At 74.8% G+C, this 15,526-nt stretch carries 1 protein-coding gene; it reads right to left on the reverse strand.

The annotated features are described in order from the left end of the window. Nucleotides 1-3: 3 nt before the first annotated feature. Nucleotides 4-15,510 carry a type I polyketide synthase gene (locus ABT123_RS21865; protein ID WP_502971013.1) on the reverse strand — a complete coding sequence of 5,169 codons (15,507 nt, stop codon included), beginning with the start codon at nt 15,508-15,510 and terminating at the stop codon, nt 4-6. Nucleotides 15,511-15,526 lie beyond the last annotated feature (16 nt).

Here is a 15,526-nt window from a genome sequence, read left to right on the forward strand (position 1 = left end):
CGGTCAGGACAGTCCGAGTTCGTCGTCGAGGAGATCGAAGAGCTCGTCGGCCGTGGCGGCCTGGATGTCCCGCTCTTCGGCGGCGCTGTCAGGTGCACTGTGCGTGTCATTCCACTTCGCCAGGAGGTCTCGGAGCCGGGCGCTGATGCCCGCGCGGTCGGCGTCGTCAGGGGTGACCGCCGAGAGGAGGGATTCGAGCTTGTCGAGTTCCGCATGGACGGGCCGGCTGCCGGGGCCGTCCTGGCCGAGCCGCTCCCCGATGTACGCGGCAAGGGCGGCCGGCGACGGGTAGTCGAAGATCAGCGTGACGGGCAGCCGCAGCCCGGAGGCCGCGGTGAGCCGGTTGCGCAGGTCGACCGCGGTCAGCGAGTCGAAGCCCAGGTCGAGGAAGCCGCGGCCGGCGTCGACCTCGTCGGCCGTGCCGTGGCCGAGGACCGCGGCCACCTGGGTGCGGACCAGTTCGTTGAGCGCCTGGCCGCGTTCGGCGGCGGGCAGGCCCGCCAGCCGCTCCTGGAGGCTGTCCGCCGGTTCGGTGGCGGGGCGGGTGGCGGCCCGGGCCGCGGTGTCGGCGGCCCGGCGCGCGGGGGTGCGTACCAGCCCGCGGAGCAGCGGCGGCAGGGTGCCGTCGGCGGCCTGGGCGCGCAGCGCGGCCGGCTCCACCCGCATGGGGACGAGGACGGCCTCGTCCAGGGTGCGGGAGGTGTCGAACAGGGCCAGCCCCTCCTCGGGGGCGAGCGCGCCGACACCGGCGCGGGCCATCCGGGTCAGGTCGGCCTCGTCGAGGGCGCCCGCCATGCCGTCCGTGGCGGCCCACAGGCCCCAGGCGAGGGAGCTCGCGGCGAGGCCGCGGGCCGCGCGGTGCTGGGCGAGGGCGTCCAGGAAGGCGTTCGCGGCGGCGTAGTTGCCCTGGCCGGCGGCGCCGAAGCAGCCGGCGACCGAGGAGAACAGCACGAAGGCGGAGAGCCGGTGGCCCTCGGTCAGCTCGTGCAGGTTCCAGGCGGCGTCGACCTTGGGCCGCAGGACGGTGTCGAGGCGTTCGGGGGTGAGGGAGTCGATGATGCCGTCGTCGAGTACCCCGGCCGTGTGGACCACCGCGGTGAGCGGCCGGTCGGCCGGGACGGCGGCCAGTACGGCGGCGAGGGCGTCCCGGTCGGCCGCGTCGCAGGCCGCCCAGGTCACCTCCGCGCCGGCCGCGCGCAGGTCGCGCGTCAGGTCGGCCGCTCCGGGTGCGGCGTCGCCGCGGCGGCTGAGCAGCAGCAGGTTCCGTACGCCGTGGGCTTCGGCCAGGTGGCGGGCGAAGAGCCGGCCGAGGGTGCCGCTCGCGCCGGTGACGAGGACCGTGCCGGCGGTGTCGATCTCCAGCGGGCCGGTCTCGGTGCCGTCGGTCTCCGGGCGGCCGGTCTCGGCGGCGGTCCGGGCGATGCGGCTCAGGCGGAAGGCGTACGCCTCGCCCGCCCGCAGGGCGACCTGCGGCTCGTCGCCCGCCAGGACGGCGGCCAGCGCCCCGAGGGAGGCGTCGGAGCCGTCGGTGTCGGCGAGGACGAACCGGCCGGGGTTCTCCGACTGTGCGGACCGCACCAGGCCCCACACCGGGGCGTGGGACAGGTCGGTGACGTGTTCGCCGGGCAGGGCGGCCACCGTGCCCTCGGTGAGCAGGACCAGCCGGGAGTCGTCGAGGCGCTCCTCGGCCAGCCACTCCTTGACCAGGGCGAGCGCGTGGTGCGCGGCGGTCCGGGCGGCGGCTGCCCGGCCGCCGGCGGAGGCCGTGCCGGACAGCGGAACGATCACGACCTCGGGTGCCGGGGCACCGGCGGCGAGTTGCTTGCGCAGCGCGGTGAGGTGGGGGTGGACATCGAGCGGTTCGCCGCCGATGCGGAAGTCCGCCTGGTCCTCGCCCAGTACGGCCCACCGCTGACCGGCGGGGAGTGCGCCGCCGGTGAGGGGCAGCTTCGCCCACTCCACGCCGAACAGGGACTCGTGGTGGGCGGTGCGGTCGGCGCCGAGCTGTGCCGCGGACACCGGGCGCAGGATCAGGGAGTCGACCGAGGCCACCGGGGCACCGGTGGAGTCGGCGACGTCCAGGGCCACGCCGCCGGACGGGCCGGTGGTGATCCGGACCCGGAGGCCGGCCGCACCGGCCGCGTACAGCCGTACGCCGGTCCAGGCGAAGGGCAGCCGGGCACCCTCAGTAGCGTCGTCGGTATCGGTGGTGCCGGGCACGCCGAGCCCGATGGCCTGCAGGGCGGCGTCGAGGAGCGCCGGGTGCACGCCATAGGCGTCGGCGTCGCCCGCGTACGCCTCGTCGAGCGCGACTTCGGCGAACAGTTCGCCCTCGCGCCGCCAGGCGGCGCGCAGGCCTTGGAACACCGGGCCGTAGCCGAGGCCGGCCGCGGCGGCGGCCGGGTAGAAGCCGTCGGTGGGGACGGGTTCGGCACCGGCCGGCGGCCACTGCGCCAGGTCGAAGGCGCGCGCCGGCGCGGCCGGGGCGAGCACACCTGTGGCGTGCCGCGTCCACGGCTCCGGCGCCGGCGCGTCGGCGGGGCGGGAGTGCAGGGTCAGGGTGCGCCGTCCGGCCTCGTCGGCCGCGTCGACGGCCAGCTGGAGCTGAACGGCGCCCTGCTCGGCAAGGGTGAGCGGGGCCTCGATGGCCAGCTCCTCGACGGTGTCGCAGCCGACCTCCGCACCGGCCCGCAGGGCAAGTTCGACGAAGGCGGTGCCGGGCAGCAGGACCGTGTCCATGACCGTGTGGTCGGTCAGCCAGGGGTGGGTGGAGAGGGCGAGGCGTCCGGTGAGGACCAGGCCGTCGGAGGCGGGCAGGGGCACGGTGGCGCCGAGGAGCGGGTGGCCTGCCGTATCGAGGCCGGCCGCCAGCACATCCTCGACGGAGACACCCACGTCGAGCCAGTAGCGCTTGCGCTGGAAGGCGTAGGTGGGCAGGTCGACACGGAGGGCTCCGGTGCCGGAGAAGTACGCGGGCCAGTCCACGGCGACACCGTGGACGTGGGCCTGCGCCAGGGCGGCGGTGACGGTTTCGGCCTCGGGGCGGCCCTTGCGGAGCACGGGCAGGCAGACCGCGTTCTCGGCCTCGCCGGTCAGGCAGTCCTGGACGAGTGCGGACAGGGTCCCGTCGGGGCCGAGTTCGACGTACGTCGTCACGCCGGCCGCCTCCAGGGCGCGGACGCCGTCGAGGAAGCGGACGGCCTCCCGGACGTGCCGGACCCAGAAGTCGGCGGAGCCCATCTCGTCGGTGACGAGCGCGCCGTTGAGGAGGGAGACGACCGGGATGCGCGGGGCCTGGTAGCTGAGCTCCTCCGCCACCTTGCGGAAGTCGTCGAGCATGCCGTCCATGTGCGGGGAGTGGAAGGCGTGACTGACGGTGAGGCGCTTGGTCTTGCGGTCGGGGAACGCCTCCGCAACAGCGACCGCCGCATCCTCGTCACCCGCGATCACGACCGACCGCGGACCATTGACCGCCGCGATGTCGACCCGGTCGGTCAGCAGCGGCCGGACCTCGCCCTCCGAGGCCTGCACCGCGATCATCACGCCACCGGCGGGCAGCGCCTGCATCAACCGGCCGCGGGCCGCGACCAGTTCGGCTGCGTCCTGGAGGGAGAGGACACCCGCGACATGGGCGGCCGAGATCTCACCGATGGAGTGTCCGGCCAGGACGTCGGGGTGCAGGCCCCAGCTCGCCAGGAGCCGGAACAGTGCCACCTCGACCGCGAAGAGGGCGGGCTGGGTGCACCCGGTCCGGTCCAGCAGGGTGCGGTCGGAGCCGAACAGCACGTCCTTCAGGGGCAGTTCGAGGTGCCGGTCCAGTTCGGCGCAGACCTCGTCGAGGGCGTCCGCGAACGCGGGGTGGGCCTCGTACAGTTCACGCCCCATCCCCAGCCGCTGGCTGCCCTGCCCGGTGAACAGGAACGCCGTCCGGCCCTCGCGTGCGATACCGCGCACCAGCCCGGCCGCGTCCTCGCCGCGGGCCAGCGCGTCCAGACCGCGGAGCAGCTCCGTACGGTCCGCGGCCACCAGCGCGGCGCGCTGTTCCAGGGCCGAGCGGGTGGTCGCCAGGGACAGGGCGAGGTCGGCGGTGCGGACGGCGGGGCCGGTGTGGAGGTGGGTGTGCAGGCGGCGGGCCTGGGCGCGCAGCGCGTCCTCGCCGCGGGCCGACAGGACCACGGGGACGACCGGCGGGCGGGCGCCTTCGGGCTCCGGGGCCGGGTCCGGGAGGGCGGTGGGCTGCGGGGCCTGCTCGATGATGGCATGCGCGTTCGTACCGCTGATGCCGAACGAGGAGACACCCGCGCGCCGCGGCCGGCCGCTGTCGGGCCACTCCACCTGCTCGGTGAGGAGGGACACGGCGCCCGCCGACCAGTCGACGTGCGGGGTCGGCTCGTCCACGTGCAGGGTCTTGGGCAGCACCCCGTGCCGCATGGCCATGACCATCTTGATGACACCGGCGACACCGGCGGCAGCCTGGGTGTGCCCGAGGTTGGACTTCACCGAACCGAGCAACAGCGGCCGTTCTTCGGCGTGTTCGCGGCCGTAGGTGGCCAGCAGCGCCTGTGCCTCGATCGGGTCGCCGAGAGTGGTGCCGGTGCCGTGCGCCTCAACGGCGTCCACCTCGGCGGCGGTCAGGCGGGCGTTGGCGAGGGCCTGGCGGATGACGCGCTGCTGGGAGGGGCCGTTGGGGGCGGTGAGGCCGTTGCTGGCGCCGTCCTGGTTGACGGCGGAGCCCCGTACGACCGCCAGGACCTGGTGGCCGTTGCGACGGGCGTCGGAGAGCCGCTCCAGCAGGAGCATGCCCGCCCCCTCGCCCCAGCCGGTGCCGTCGGCGGCGGCAGCGAAGGACTTGCAGCGTCCGTCCGCGGCCAGTCCGCGCTGGCGGCTGAACTCGATGAAGGTGCCGGGCGTGAACATCACGGTGACACCGCCCGCCAGGGCGAGCGAGCACTCGCCGTTGCGCAGCGCCTGCGCCGCGAGGTGCAGGGCGACCAGCGAGGAGGAGCAGGCCGTGTCGACGGTGACCGCCGGGCCCTCCAGGCCGAAGGTATAGGCGACGCGGCCCGAGACGATGCTGCTGGAGCTGCCCGTGCCGAGGTAGCCCTCGACCCCGTCGGGCACGGCGTGCAGGCGTGCGCCGTAGTCGTGGTACATGACGCCCGCGAAGACGCCCGTACGGCTGCCGCGCACCGCGGACGGGGCGATTCCGGCGCGTTCGAAGACCTCCCAGGTGGTCTCCAGCAGCAGGCGCTGCTGGGGGTCCATGGCGAGGGCCTCGCGCGGGGAGATCCCGAAGAAGGAGGCGTCGAACTCGGCGGCGTCGTGCAGGAAGCCGCCCTCTCGGGCGTACGAGGTGCCCGGGTGCTCGGGGTCGGGGTGGTAGAGGGCCTCGGTGTCCCAGCCGCGGTTCTCGGGGAGGCGGGTGATGCCGTCCTCGCCGGCCGTCAGGAGCTGCCAGAGGTCCTCGGGAGTGCGGATGTCTCCGGGGTAGCGGCAGCTCATGGCGACGATGGCGATGGGCTCGTCGTCGGCAGCGGCGGTGGCGATGGTGCTCGCAGGAGCCGCGAGCCCGGTGTCCGTGGCCGTGGCCGCGTCCGTGTCGCCGATCAGCTCGGTGCGCAGGTGGCGGGCGAGGACCGTCGGGTCCGGATAGTCGAAGATCAGGGTGGCGGGCAGTCGCAGGGCGGTGGCGGCGGACAGCCGGTTGCGGAGTTCCACCGCGGTGAGCGAGTCGAAGCCCAGCTCCTTGAAGGCCCGCCCCGACTCGACGGCGGCGGGGCCGGCGTGTCCGAGCACGGCCGCCACCTGCGCACGGACCAGGTCCAGCAGCGCGCGGTCCTGTTCGGCGGCGGACAGCCCGGCCAGGCGGGCCCGCAGCTCCGACTCGGTGCCGGCGGCGCCAGCCGCGGTGTCGACGGACCGGCGGGCGACGCCCCGTACGAGGCCGCGCAGCAGCGGGGCGATGGTGCCCGCGGCGGCCTGGGGGCGCAGGGCGTCGGTGTCCACGCGCATGAGGGCCATGGACGCGTCGTCGAGGGCGACTGCGGTGTCGAACAGCCGCAGGCCGTCGGTCGCCGTCAGCGGGGGCAGTCCGGCCCGGCGCATGCGGTTGACGTCGGCGGCGTCCAGGGCGCCGGCCATGCCGTCGGCCACGGACCACAGGCCCCAGGCGAGCGCGGCGGCCGGCAGGCCCTGGGCCCGGCGGTGCTGGGCGAGGGCGTCCAGGAAGGAGTTGGCGGCGGCGTAGTTGCCCTGGCCGGGGCCGCCGAACAGGCCGGAGGTGGAGGAGAAGAGCACGAAGGCGGAGAGGTCCAGGTCCCGGGTCAGCTCGTGCAGGTTCCAGGCCGCGTCCACCTTGGGGCGCAGCACCGCCGAGAGCCGGTCGGGGGTGAGGGAGGAGATGATCCCGTCGTCGAGGACGCCGGCGGTGTGGACGACCGCCGTGAGCGGGTGCTCGGCGGGGACGGTCGCGAGCAGTGCGGCGAGGGCGTCCCGGTCGGCCACGTCGCAGGCCGCCCAGCTCGCCGTGGCGCCCGACTCGGCGAGTTCGAGGACGAGTTCGGCCGCGCCGGGTGCGTCGGCGCCGCGCCGGCCGACGAGCAGCAGGCGGCGCACGCCGTGGGCGGTGGCCAGGTGCCGGGCGATCAGCCCGCCCAGCGCACCGGTGGCTCCGGTGATCAGCACCGTGCCATCGGGCCCGAAGGCGGGGCCGCGCCCGGTGCCAGCGGTGCCGGCCTGGTCGTCCTGCTCCCCCGTTTCGACCCGGGCCAGGCGCGGGACGAGCACGGTGTCGGCGCGCAGCGCGAAGCGCTCCTCGTCGGAGGTGAGCGCTGCGCGCAGGGCGGCGGCGAGGTCGACGGCGGGGTCGGCGTCCACGAGCGCGATACGGCCGGGGTTCTCGGTCTGCGCGGACCGCAGCAGACCCCACACCGTGGCGGCGGCGAGGTCGGTGACGTCCTCGTCCGGCGCGGCGGCCACCGCGCCACGGGTGACGAACACCAGCCGGGCGGCGGCGAACCGCTCGTCCGCCAGCCATGCCTGGGTGAGGGCGAGCGCGTCGTGCGCGGCACCGTGCACGGCCGGCGCGGACAGAGGAGCGGGCGCCGGGGCGAGGTGGACGAGGACCTCGTCCGGTACGGCCGCCCCGGCGTCGACTGCGGCGGCCAGCGCTGCCAGGTCCGCGTAACGGTCGGTGTGGAGGCCGGCGTGGCGGGTGTCGCCGAGGACGGCGTACCGGACCGCGGGGGCCGGGTCCGGGGCGGCGAGGCCGGAGAGTTCCGTCCACTGCTGGCGGAACACGGACTCGTGGTACGTGGCGCGCACGGCGCGCAGCTGGTCGGCGGTCACCGGGCGCAACCCGAGCGACTCGACGGCCGCGACGGGCGCGCCGGCTGCGTCGGCGATCTCCAGTCGGACGCCCTCGGCCCCGGCCGGGGTGAGGCGGACACGCAGCGTGCTCGCCCCGCCCGCGTACAGCGACACCCCGGACCAGGCGAAGGGCAGTCGGCCCCGGCCGTCGTCGGCCCCGATGCCGTCCAGCCCAATGGCGTGCAGGGCCGCGTCGAGCAGCGCGGGGTGCAGGCCGAAGCGGCCCGCCTGGTCCTCGGTCCCCTCGGGGAGCCTGACCTCGGCGTACACCGCGCCGTCGAGCTGCCATGCCGTACGCAGGCCCCGGAAGGTGGGGCCGTAGGCGAAGCCGATGCCGTCGAGCGCGTCGTAGCGGCCGTCGAGCGGTACTTCGGTGGCGCCGGCCGGGGGCCAGGCGGTCAGGTCGAAGCCGGCCGCCGGGCGGCCGTCTTCGGCGAGCACGCCGGCGGCGTGCCGCGTCCAGGGCTCCTCGGCCGCCAGGCCCTCGGCCCGAGAGTGCAGGGCGAACGGCCGGCGGCCGGTTCCGTCGGCGGCGCCGACCCACACGCGCAGCTGGACGCCGCCCCGTTCGGGCAGCACGAGGGGCGCCTCGAGGGTGAGCTCCTCGAGGTGGTCGCAGCCGAGCTGGTCACCGGCGCGGATCGCGAGCTCCACGAAGGCCGTACCGGGCAGCAGGACGCTGCCGAGGATGGCGTGGTCGGCCAGCCAGGGGTGGGTGGACAGGGCGAGGCGGGCGGCGAACACCATGCCGTCCGACTCGGGCAGGGCGACGCCTGCACTGAGGAGCGGGTGGGCCGTGTCCTCGAGTCCGATCGCCGCGACGTCCCCGAGGTAGAGGGCGGAGACGGCCGGCCAGTAGCGCTGCCGCTGGAAGGGGTAGGTGGGCAGGTCGACGCGCCGGGCGCCGGTCCCGGAGAAGTACCGCGTCCAGTCGACGCCGACTCCGTGCACATGGGCCCGTGCGAGGGCGGTGACCAGCGCCTCGGCCTCAGGACGGCCCGCGCGGAGGACCGGCACGAAGGCAGCGTCCGCCTCGGTGCATTCCTGTGCGAGGGCCGACAGCACGCCGTCGGGGCCGAGCTCGACGTACGTCGTCACGCCGGCCGCCTCCAGGGCGCGGACGCCGTCGAGGAAGCGGACGGCCTCCCGGACATGCCGCACCCAGAACCCGGCCGAAGCCATCTCGCCGCCGGTGACCAGGGCGCCGGTCAGGTTGGACACGATCGGGATCCGTGGAGCCTCGAACGACAGCCCTTCCACCACACGGCGGAACTCGTCCAGCATGCCGTCCATGTGCGGCGAGTGGAATGCATGACTGACCGTCAGTCGCTTGCTCTTCCGGTCGTGGAGCACCTCCACGACCGCGACGGCGGCGTCCTCGTCACCGGCGATGACCACCGACTCCGGACCGTTGACCGCCGCGATGCTCACCCGGCCGCCCGTCAGCAGCGGCAGGATCTCCTCCTCCGACGCCTGGACGGCGATCATCACGCCACCGCCGGGCAGTGCCTGCATCAACCGGCCACGCGCCGCGACCAGCGCACAGGCGTCCTCCAGCGACAGGACACCCGCCACATGCGCGGCGGCGATCTCACCGATGGAGTGACCGGACAGGAAGTCCGGCCGAACACCCCAGCTCTCCAGCAGCCGGAACAGCGCCACCTCGACCGCGAACAGCGCCGGCTGGGTGAAGCGCGTCTCGTCCAGCAGGCCGCCATCGTCCCCGAACAGCACGTCCTTCAGGGGCAGTTCGAGCAGCGCATCCAGGTGGGCGCAGGCCGCGTCCAGCGCGTCCGCGAACACCGGGTGGGAGTCGTACAGTTCGCGGCCCATGCCGAGCCGCTGGCTGCCCTGCCCGGTGAACAGGAAGGCGACCTTGCCGGCCGTCGGCGATCCCGCCACGAGCCCGGCGGTCGGCGCACCCTCGGCGAGCGCGGCCAGTCCGTCGAGCAGCCCGGCACGGTCCGCGGCCACCACGGCGGCGCGGTGTTCGAACGCGGAGCGGCCGAGGGCCAGGGAGAGGCCGAGGTCGGCGGGGTGCAGCTCGGGGTGCCGGGCGGCGTGGATGTGCAGGCCGCGGGCCTGGTCGCGCAGGGCCTCCGGGGTCTTGGCCGAGAGGATCCACGGCAGCGGTCCGTCCGCCGACGCCGGTTCGGCAGGCTGGGATTCCGGGGCCTGTTCGATGATGGTGTGGGCGTTGGTGCCGCTGATGCCGAACGAGGAGATGCCGGCCCGGCGGGGGCGCCCGGTCTCGGGCCATTCCACCTGCTCGGCCAGCAGGGTGATGTCACCGGCCGTCCAGTCGACGTGCGGGGTGGGCTCGTCCACGTGCAGGGTCTGCGGCAGCACCCCGTGCTGCATGGCCAGCACCATCTTCATCACGCCGGCGACACCGGCGGCGGCCTGCGTGTGGCCCATGTTCGACTTGATCGAACCGAGCAGCAGGGGCCGGCCGTCGGGGCGGTCCTGGCCGTACGTGGCCAGCAGGGCCTGCGCCTCGATGGGGTCGCCGAGCCGGGTGCCCGTACCGTGGGCCTCGACCGCGTCCACCTCGGCGGCGGACAGGCCGGCACTGGCCAGGGCCTGGCGGATGACCCGCTGCTGCGACGGGCCGTTGGGCGCGGTCAGGCCGTTGCTCGCGCCGTCCTGGTTCACGGCCGAGCCGCGGACCAGGGCGAGGACCGGGTGGCCGTTGCGGCGGGCGTCGGAGAGCCGCTCGACGAGCAGCATGCCGAGGCCCTCGCCCCAGCCGGTGCCGTCGGCGGCGGCGGCGAAGGCCTTGATGCGGCCGTCCTCCGCCAGGCCGCGCTGGCGGCTGAAGTCGATGAAGGAGGCGGGGGTGGACATGACGGTCACGCCGCCCGCGAGTGCCATGGTGCACTCGCCGGCCCGCAGGGCCTGGATCGCCCAGTGCAGGGCCACCAGCGAGGACGAGCAGGCGGTGTCGACGGTGACGGCCGGGCCTTCCAGGCCCAGGACGTAGCTGACGCGCCCGGAGACGACGCTTGCCGCGTTGCCGGTGCCGAGGAAGCCCTCGGTGCCGTCGGGGGCGGCGAGGATGACGTCGAGGTAGTCCTGGCCGTTGGTGCCGGTGAACACGCCGATCCGGTCACCGCGCACGGTGGCGGGGTCGATGCCGGCCCGCTCGAAGACCTCCCACGAGGTTTCCAGGAGCAGCCGCTGCTGCGGGTCCATGGCGAGGGCCTCGCGCGGCGAGATGCCGAAGAAGGCGGGGTCGAACTCGGTGGCGTCGGCGAGGAAGCCGCCCTCGCGGACATAGGTGGTGTTCTCGGCGACGGACTCCGGGTCGTACAGGCCGTCGAGGTCCCAGCCGCGGTCGGCGGGGAAGCCGGAGACGGCGTCGCGCCCGTTGACGAGCAGCTCCCACAGCTGCTCCGGAGTGTCCACGCCGCCGGGGAAGCGGCAGCTCATGGCGACGATCGCAATGGGGTCGTCATCGGCGTCGGCGGTGCTCCGGACCGGAGCCGGCTCCGCGGGCTGCGCGGGCTGTGCGCCCAGGAGTTCGCCCTGGAGGAAGGAGGCCAGGGACAGGGAATTGGGGTAGTCGAAGATCAGGGTCGCGGGCAGCCGCAGCCCCGTCCGGGAGGTGAGGAGGTTGCGGATCTCCACCGCGGTCAGGGAGTCGAAGCCGAGGTCCCGGAAGGCGATGGCCGGGTCGACGGAACCGGGGCCCGGGTAGCCGAGCACGGCGGCAATCTGGGTACGGACGAACTCCAGGGCGAGCTCATCCCGTTCGGCCGCCGATGCCTGCGCGAGCTGCCGAGCGAAGGAGTCGGCGGTCCCGGCAGCCGCGTCGGGTGCGTCGGCCGCGGCGAGGGCGTGCACGGCCTCGGGGAGGTCGGCGATCAGCGGGCAGGGGCGTACGGCGGTGAGGCCGGGTGCCAGGCGGTCCCAGTCGATGTCGGCGACGAGGGAAGCGGTCTCGTCCAGGGTGAGCGCCATGTGCATGGCCGACAGGGCCAGTTCGGGGGCCAGGGCCGGGAGGCCGGCGGACCGCAGGCGCTCGGCGACGAGTTCGTCGGTGGCCATGCCGCCCTCCGCCCAGGCGCCCCAGGAGATCACGGTGGCGGGCAGGCCGTCGGCGCGGCGCTGCTCGGCGAGTGCGTCCAGGGAGGCGTTCGCGGCGGCGTAGTTGGCCTGCCCCGCGGCGCCGAACGCGGCGGCGAGGGAGGAGAAGAGAACGAACGCCGAGAGGTCCAGGTCCAGCTCGCGGGTCAGCTCGTGCAGGATCTGTGCCGCGTGGGCCTTGGGGCGCATGACGGCCGCCAGACGCTGCGGGGTCTGCGCGTCGAGGACCCCGTCGTCGAGCACGCCGGCGGCGTGGACGACGGTGGTCAGGGGGAGTTCGGCCGGGATCGCGGCGAGCAGCGCGGCCACGGCGTCGCGGTCGGCGACGTCGCAGGCCGCGAGGGTGACCTCGGCGCCCAGAGCACGCAGTTCGGCGGCGAGTTCGTGCGCCCCGTCGGCTTCGGGGCCGCGCCTGCTCACCAGCAGCAGGTGCTCGGCGCCGGTACGGGCGAGCCAGCGGGACACGTGGCGGCCGAGCGCGCCGGTGGCGCCGGTGACCAGGGCGGTGCCGGAGGTGGTCCACTCGGCGGCGGGGGCCTGCTCCTGGACGCCGCGGGCCAGCCTGCGGACGAAGATGCCGGTGGAACGCACGGCGAGGTGGTCCTCGGCGCCCAGCCCGCCCAGGACGTCCGCGAGCCGTGCGGCGGAGCGGTCGTCGGGGGTCGGCGGCAGGTCGACGAGGCCGCCCCAGCGGCCGGGCAGTTCGAGGGCGGCGGTACGGCCGAGGCCCCAGAGCGGGGCCTGGGCGAGGCCGGTGAGCCGGTCGGAACGGCCGGTGGACACCGCGCCCTGGGTGGCGGCCCAGAGCGGGGCGTCCACGTCCGCGTCGCCCAGCGCCTGGACGAGGGCCAGGGTGGCGGCGAGGCCGGCGGGCAGCGCCGGGTCCTCGGGGTGCGGACGCTCGTCGAGGGCGAGCAGCGAGAGCACCCCGGCGGGCGCGTCCGCCCCGGCCAGGGTCTCGGCGATCCGGTGGGCGAGGGCGGCCCGGTCGTCGGCCGTCGTGTTGACGGCCAGGGTGCTGACAGTGGTGCCGCGGGCGGCCAGGGCCTCGGCAGCGGCGACGGCCCAGAGGGCGTCCTCGTATCCGGCGGGCACGGCCAGGAGCCAGTGCCCGGCCAGGGGCCCGGGGGCGGCGTCGGTGAGCGGTTTCCAGGTGACGCGGTAGCGCCAGCCACCCACGGTGTCGCGGTCGCGGTGCCGGCGGTGCCAGGCCGAGAGCGCGGGGAGCACGCTGCTGAGCGGCTCGTCGCCGTCGACACCGAGGGTGTCGGCGAGCGCGGCCAGGTCCTCGCTGTCGACGACCTCCCAGAACTTGGCGTCGGTGGCGCCGAGTTCGCGGCCGTCGGCGGGGTCGGTCAGATCGGTGAAGGGGTCGCGCGGCCAGTACAGCTCGCGCTGGAAGGCGTACGTCGGCAGCTCGACACGGCGTGCGCCGGTCCCGGCGAAGCGGCCGGCCCAGTCCGGGGAGTGCCCCCGGACATGTGCACCGGCGACGGCGGCGGTCAGGGACCACGCCTCGGGGCGGCCGGTGCGGAGCGCGGGCAGGAAGGCGGCAGCGCGGGGGCCGGCCGCGGTCTGGCAGTCCTGGCCGAGGGCGGAGAGGACGCCGCCGGGGCCGAGTTCGACGTACGCGGTGACTCCGCGGCTCTCCAGCCAACGGATGCCGTCGAGGAAGCGGACGGCCTCGCGGACGTGCCGGACCCAGAACTCGGCCGAGGCCATCTCGTCGGTGACGAGGGCGCCGGTCAGGTTGGAGACGACCGGGATGCGGGGGGCCTCGTACGTCAGCCCCTGCGCGACCTCGCGGAAGGCGTCCAGCATGCCGTCCATGTGCGGGGAGTGGAAGGCGTGACTGACGGTGAGGCGCTTGGTCTTCCGATCCGGGAAGGCCTCCGCAACGGCGACCGCCGCGTCCTCGTCACCGGCCACGACGACGGCCCGCGGACCGTTGACGGCCGCGATGCTCACCCGGTCGGTCAGCAGCGGCAGAACCTCGTCCTCCGAGGCCTCCACCGCGATCATCACACCACCGGCGGGCAGCGCCTGCATCAGCCGGCCACGGGCAGCGACCAGGGTGCACGCGTCCTCCAGGGACAGCACACCCGCAACGTGCGCGGCGGCGATCTCACCGATGGAGTGCCCGGCCAGGAAGTCCGGCCGCAGACCCCAGCTCTCCACCAGCCGGAACAGCGCCACCTCGACCGCGAACAGCGCCGGCTGGGTGAACTCCGTCCGGTCCAGCAGCTCCGCGTCCGCCGCGAACAGCACGTCCTTCAAGGGGAGTTCGAGGTCAAGCCGCTCGCACACCGCGTCCAGCGCGTCCGCGAACACCGGGTACGTCTCGTACAACTCCCGGCCCATGCCCAGGCGCTGGCTCCCCTGTCCCGTGAACAGGAACGCCAGCTTGCCCTCCGTGGCGGCGCCTTCGACCACGTCGGCCGACGGGCGGCCCTCCGCGACCGCCGCGAGTCCCGCCATCAGGCCTTCCCGGCCCTCGGCGACGACCGCCGCACGACGGTCCAGGGCGGCCCGGGTGAGCGCCTGCGCGTAGGCAACGTCCGCGATGCGGTACTCGGGACGGGCCGTGAGGTGGGCGTGCAGCGCGGCAGCCTGGGCCCGCAGCGCAGCCTCGGTCTTGCCGGACAGGACGACCGGCAGGACGGCAGCCGGTTCGGCGGCGGGTTCCTCGGCCGAATTCTCGGCGGGTTCCTCGGCGCTCTCCAGGATGATGTGCGCGTTGGTGCCGCTCATGCCGAAGGAGGAGACTCCGATCCGGCGGGGCCCGTCGTGCTGCGGCCAGGGCCGCGCCTCGGTGAGCAGGGACACGTCGCCCGCCGACCAGTCGACGTGCGGGGTCGGCTCGGCCACGTGCAGGGTGCGCGGCAGCACCGCGTGCCGCATCGCCATGACGCTCTTGATGACTCCGGCAACGCCGGCGGCGGCCTGCGCGTGGCCGATGTTGGTCTTGAGGGAGCCCAGCCACAACGGCCGCCCGTCGGGGCGGTCCTGGCCGTAGGTGGCGATGATCGCCTGCGCCTCGATGGGGTCACCGAGGCCGGTTCCCGTACCGTGCGCCTCCACGGCGTCCACCTGGTCGGGCGTGAGCCGGGCATTGGACAGTGCCTGGAGGATGACGCGCTGCTGCGACGGGCCGTTGGGGGCGGTCAGGCCGTTGCTGGCACCGTCCTGGTTGACGGCGGTACCGCGGATGACGGCGAGGACGGGGTGGCCCTTGCGGCGGGCGTCGGAGAGCCGCTCCACGAGGAGGACACCGACGCCTTCGGCGAGGCTGAAGCCGTCGGCGTCCGGCGAGAACGCCTTGCAGCGGCCGTCTACGGCGAGGCCGCGCTGCTTGCTGTAGTCGATGAAGGTGCCGGGCGCCGCCATCAGGGTGGCGCCGCCGGCGAGGGCGAGCGAGCACTCGCCGTTGCGCAGCGCCTGCACGGCCAGGTGCAGGGCGACGAGCGAGGACGAGCAGGCGGTGTCGACGGTGACGGCCGGGCCCTCGAGACCGAAGGTGTACGACAGCCGGCCCGAGGCCACGCTCGCCGCGTTTCCGGTGCCGAGGTAGCCCTCGACGTTCTCGGAGGAGCTCAGCAGCGCCGTCAGGTAGTCGTGGTTGCTGGTGCCCACGAACACGCCGACCTGCTTGCCGCGCATCGAGGTCGGGTCGATGCCGGCGCGCTCGAACGCCTCCCAGGAGGTCTCCAGGAGCAGCCGCTGCTGGGGGTCCATGGCGAGGGCCTCGCGCGGGGAGATCCCGAAGAGCGAGGGGTCGAACCGCGCGAAGTCCCGTACGAAGCCGCCCTGGTTGGCGTAGCTGGTGCCCGGATGCTCGGGGTCGGGGTGGTAGACGGTCTCCATGTCCCAGCCGCGCTCGGCGGGGAATCCGGTGATGGCGTCGACGCCGTCGACGACCAGCTGCCACAGTTCCTCGGGAGAGGTTGCGCCTCCGGGGTAGCGGCAGCCCATGCCGACGATGGCAATGGGGTCCTGGTTCTTCGCCTCTACGTCGCGAAGCCGCTGACGCGTCTGGTGCAGATCCGCCGTCACCAGCTTCAGGTAGTCC

The sequence above is a fragment of the Streptomyces sp. NPDC002054 genome, assembly GCF_040296685.1.
Lineage (GTDB): Bacteria > Actinomycetota > Actinomycetes > Streptomycetales > Streptomycetaceae > Streptomyces.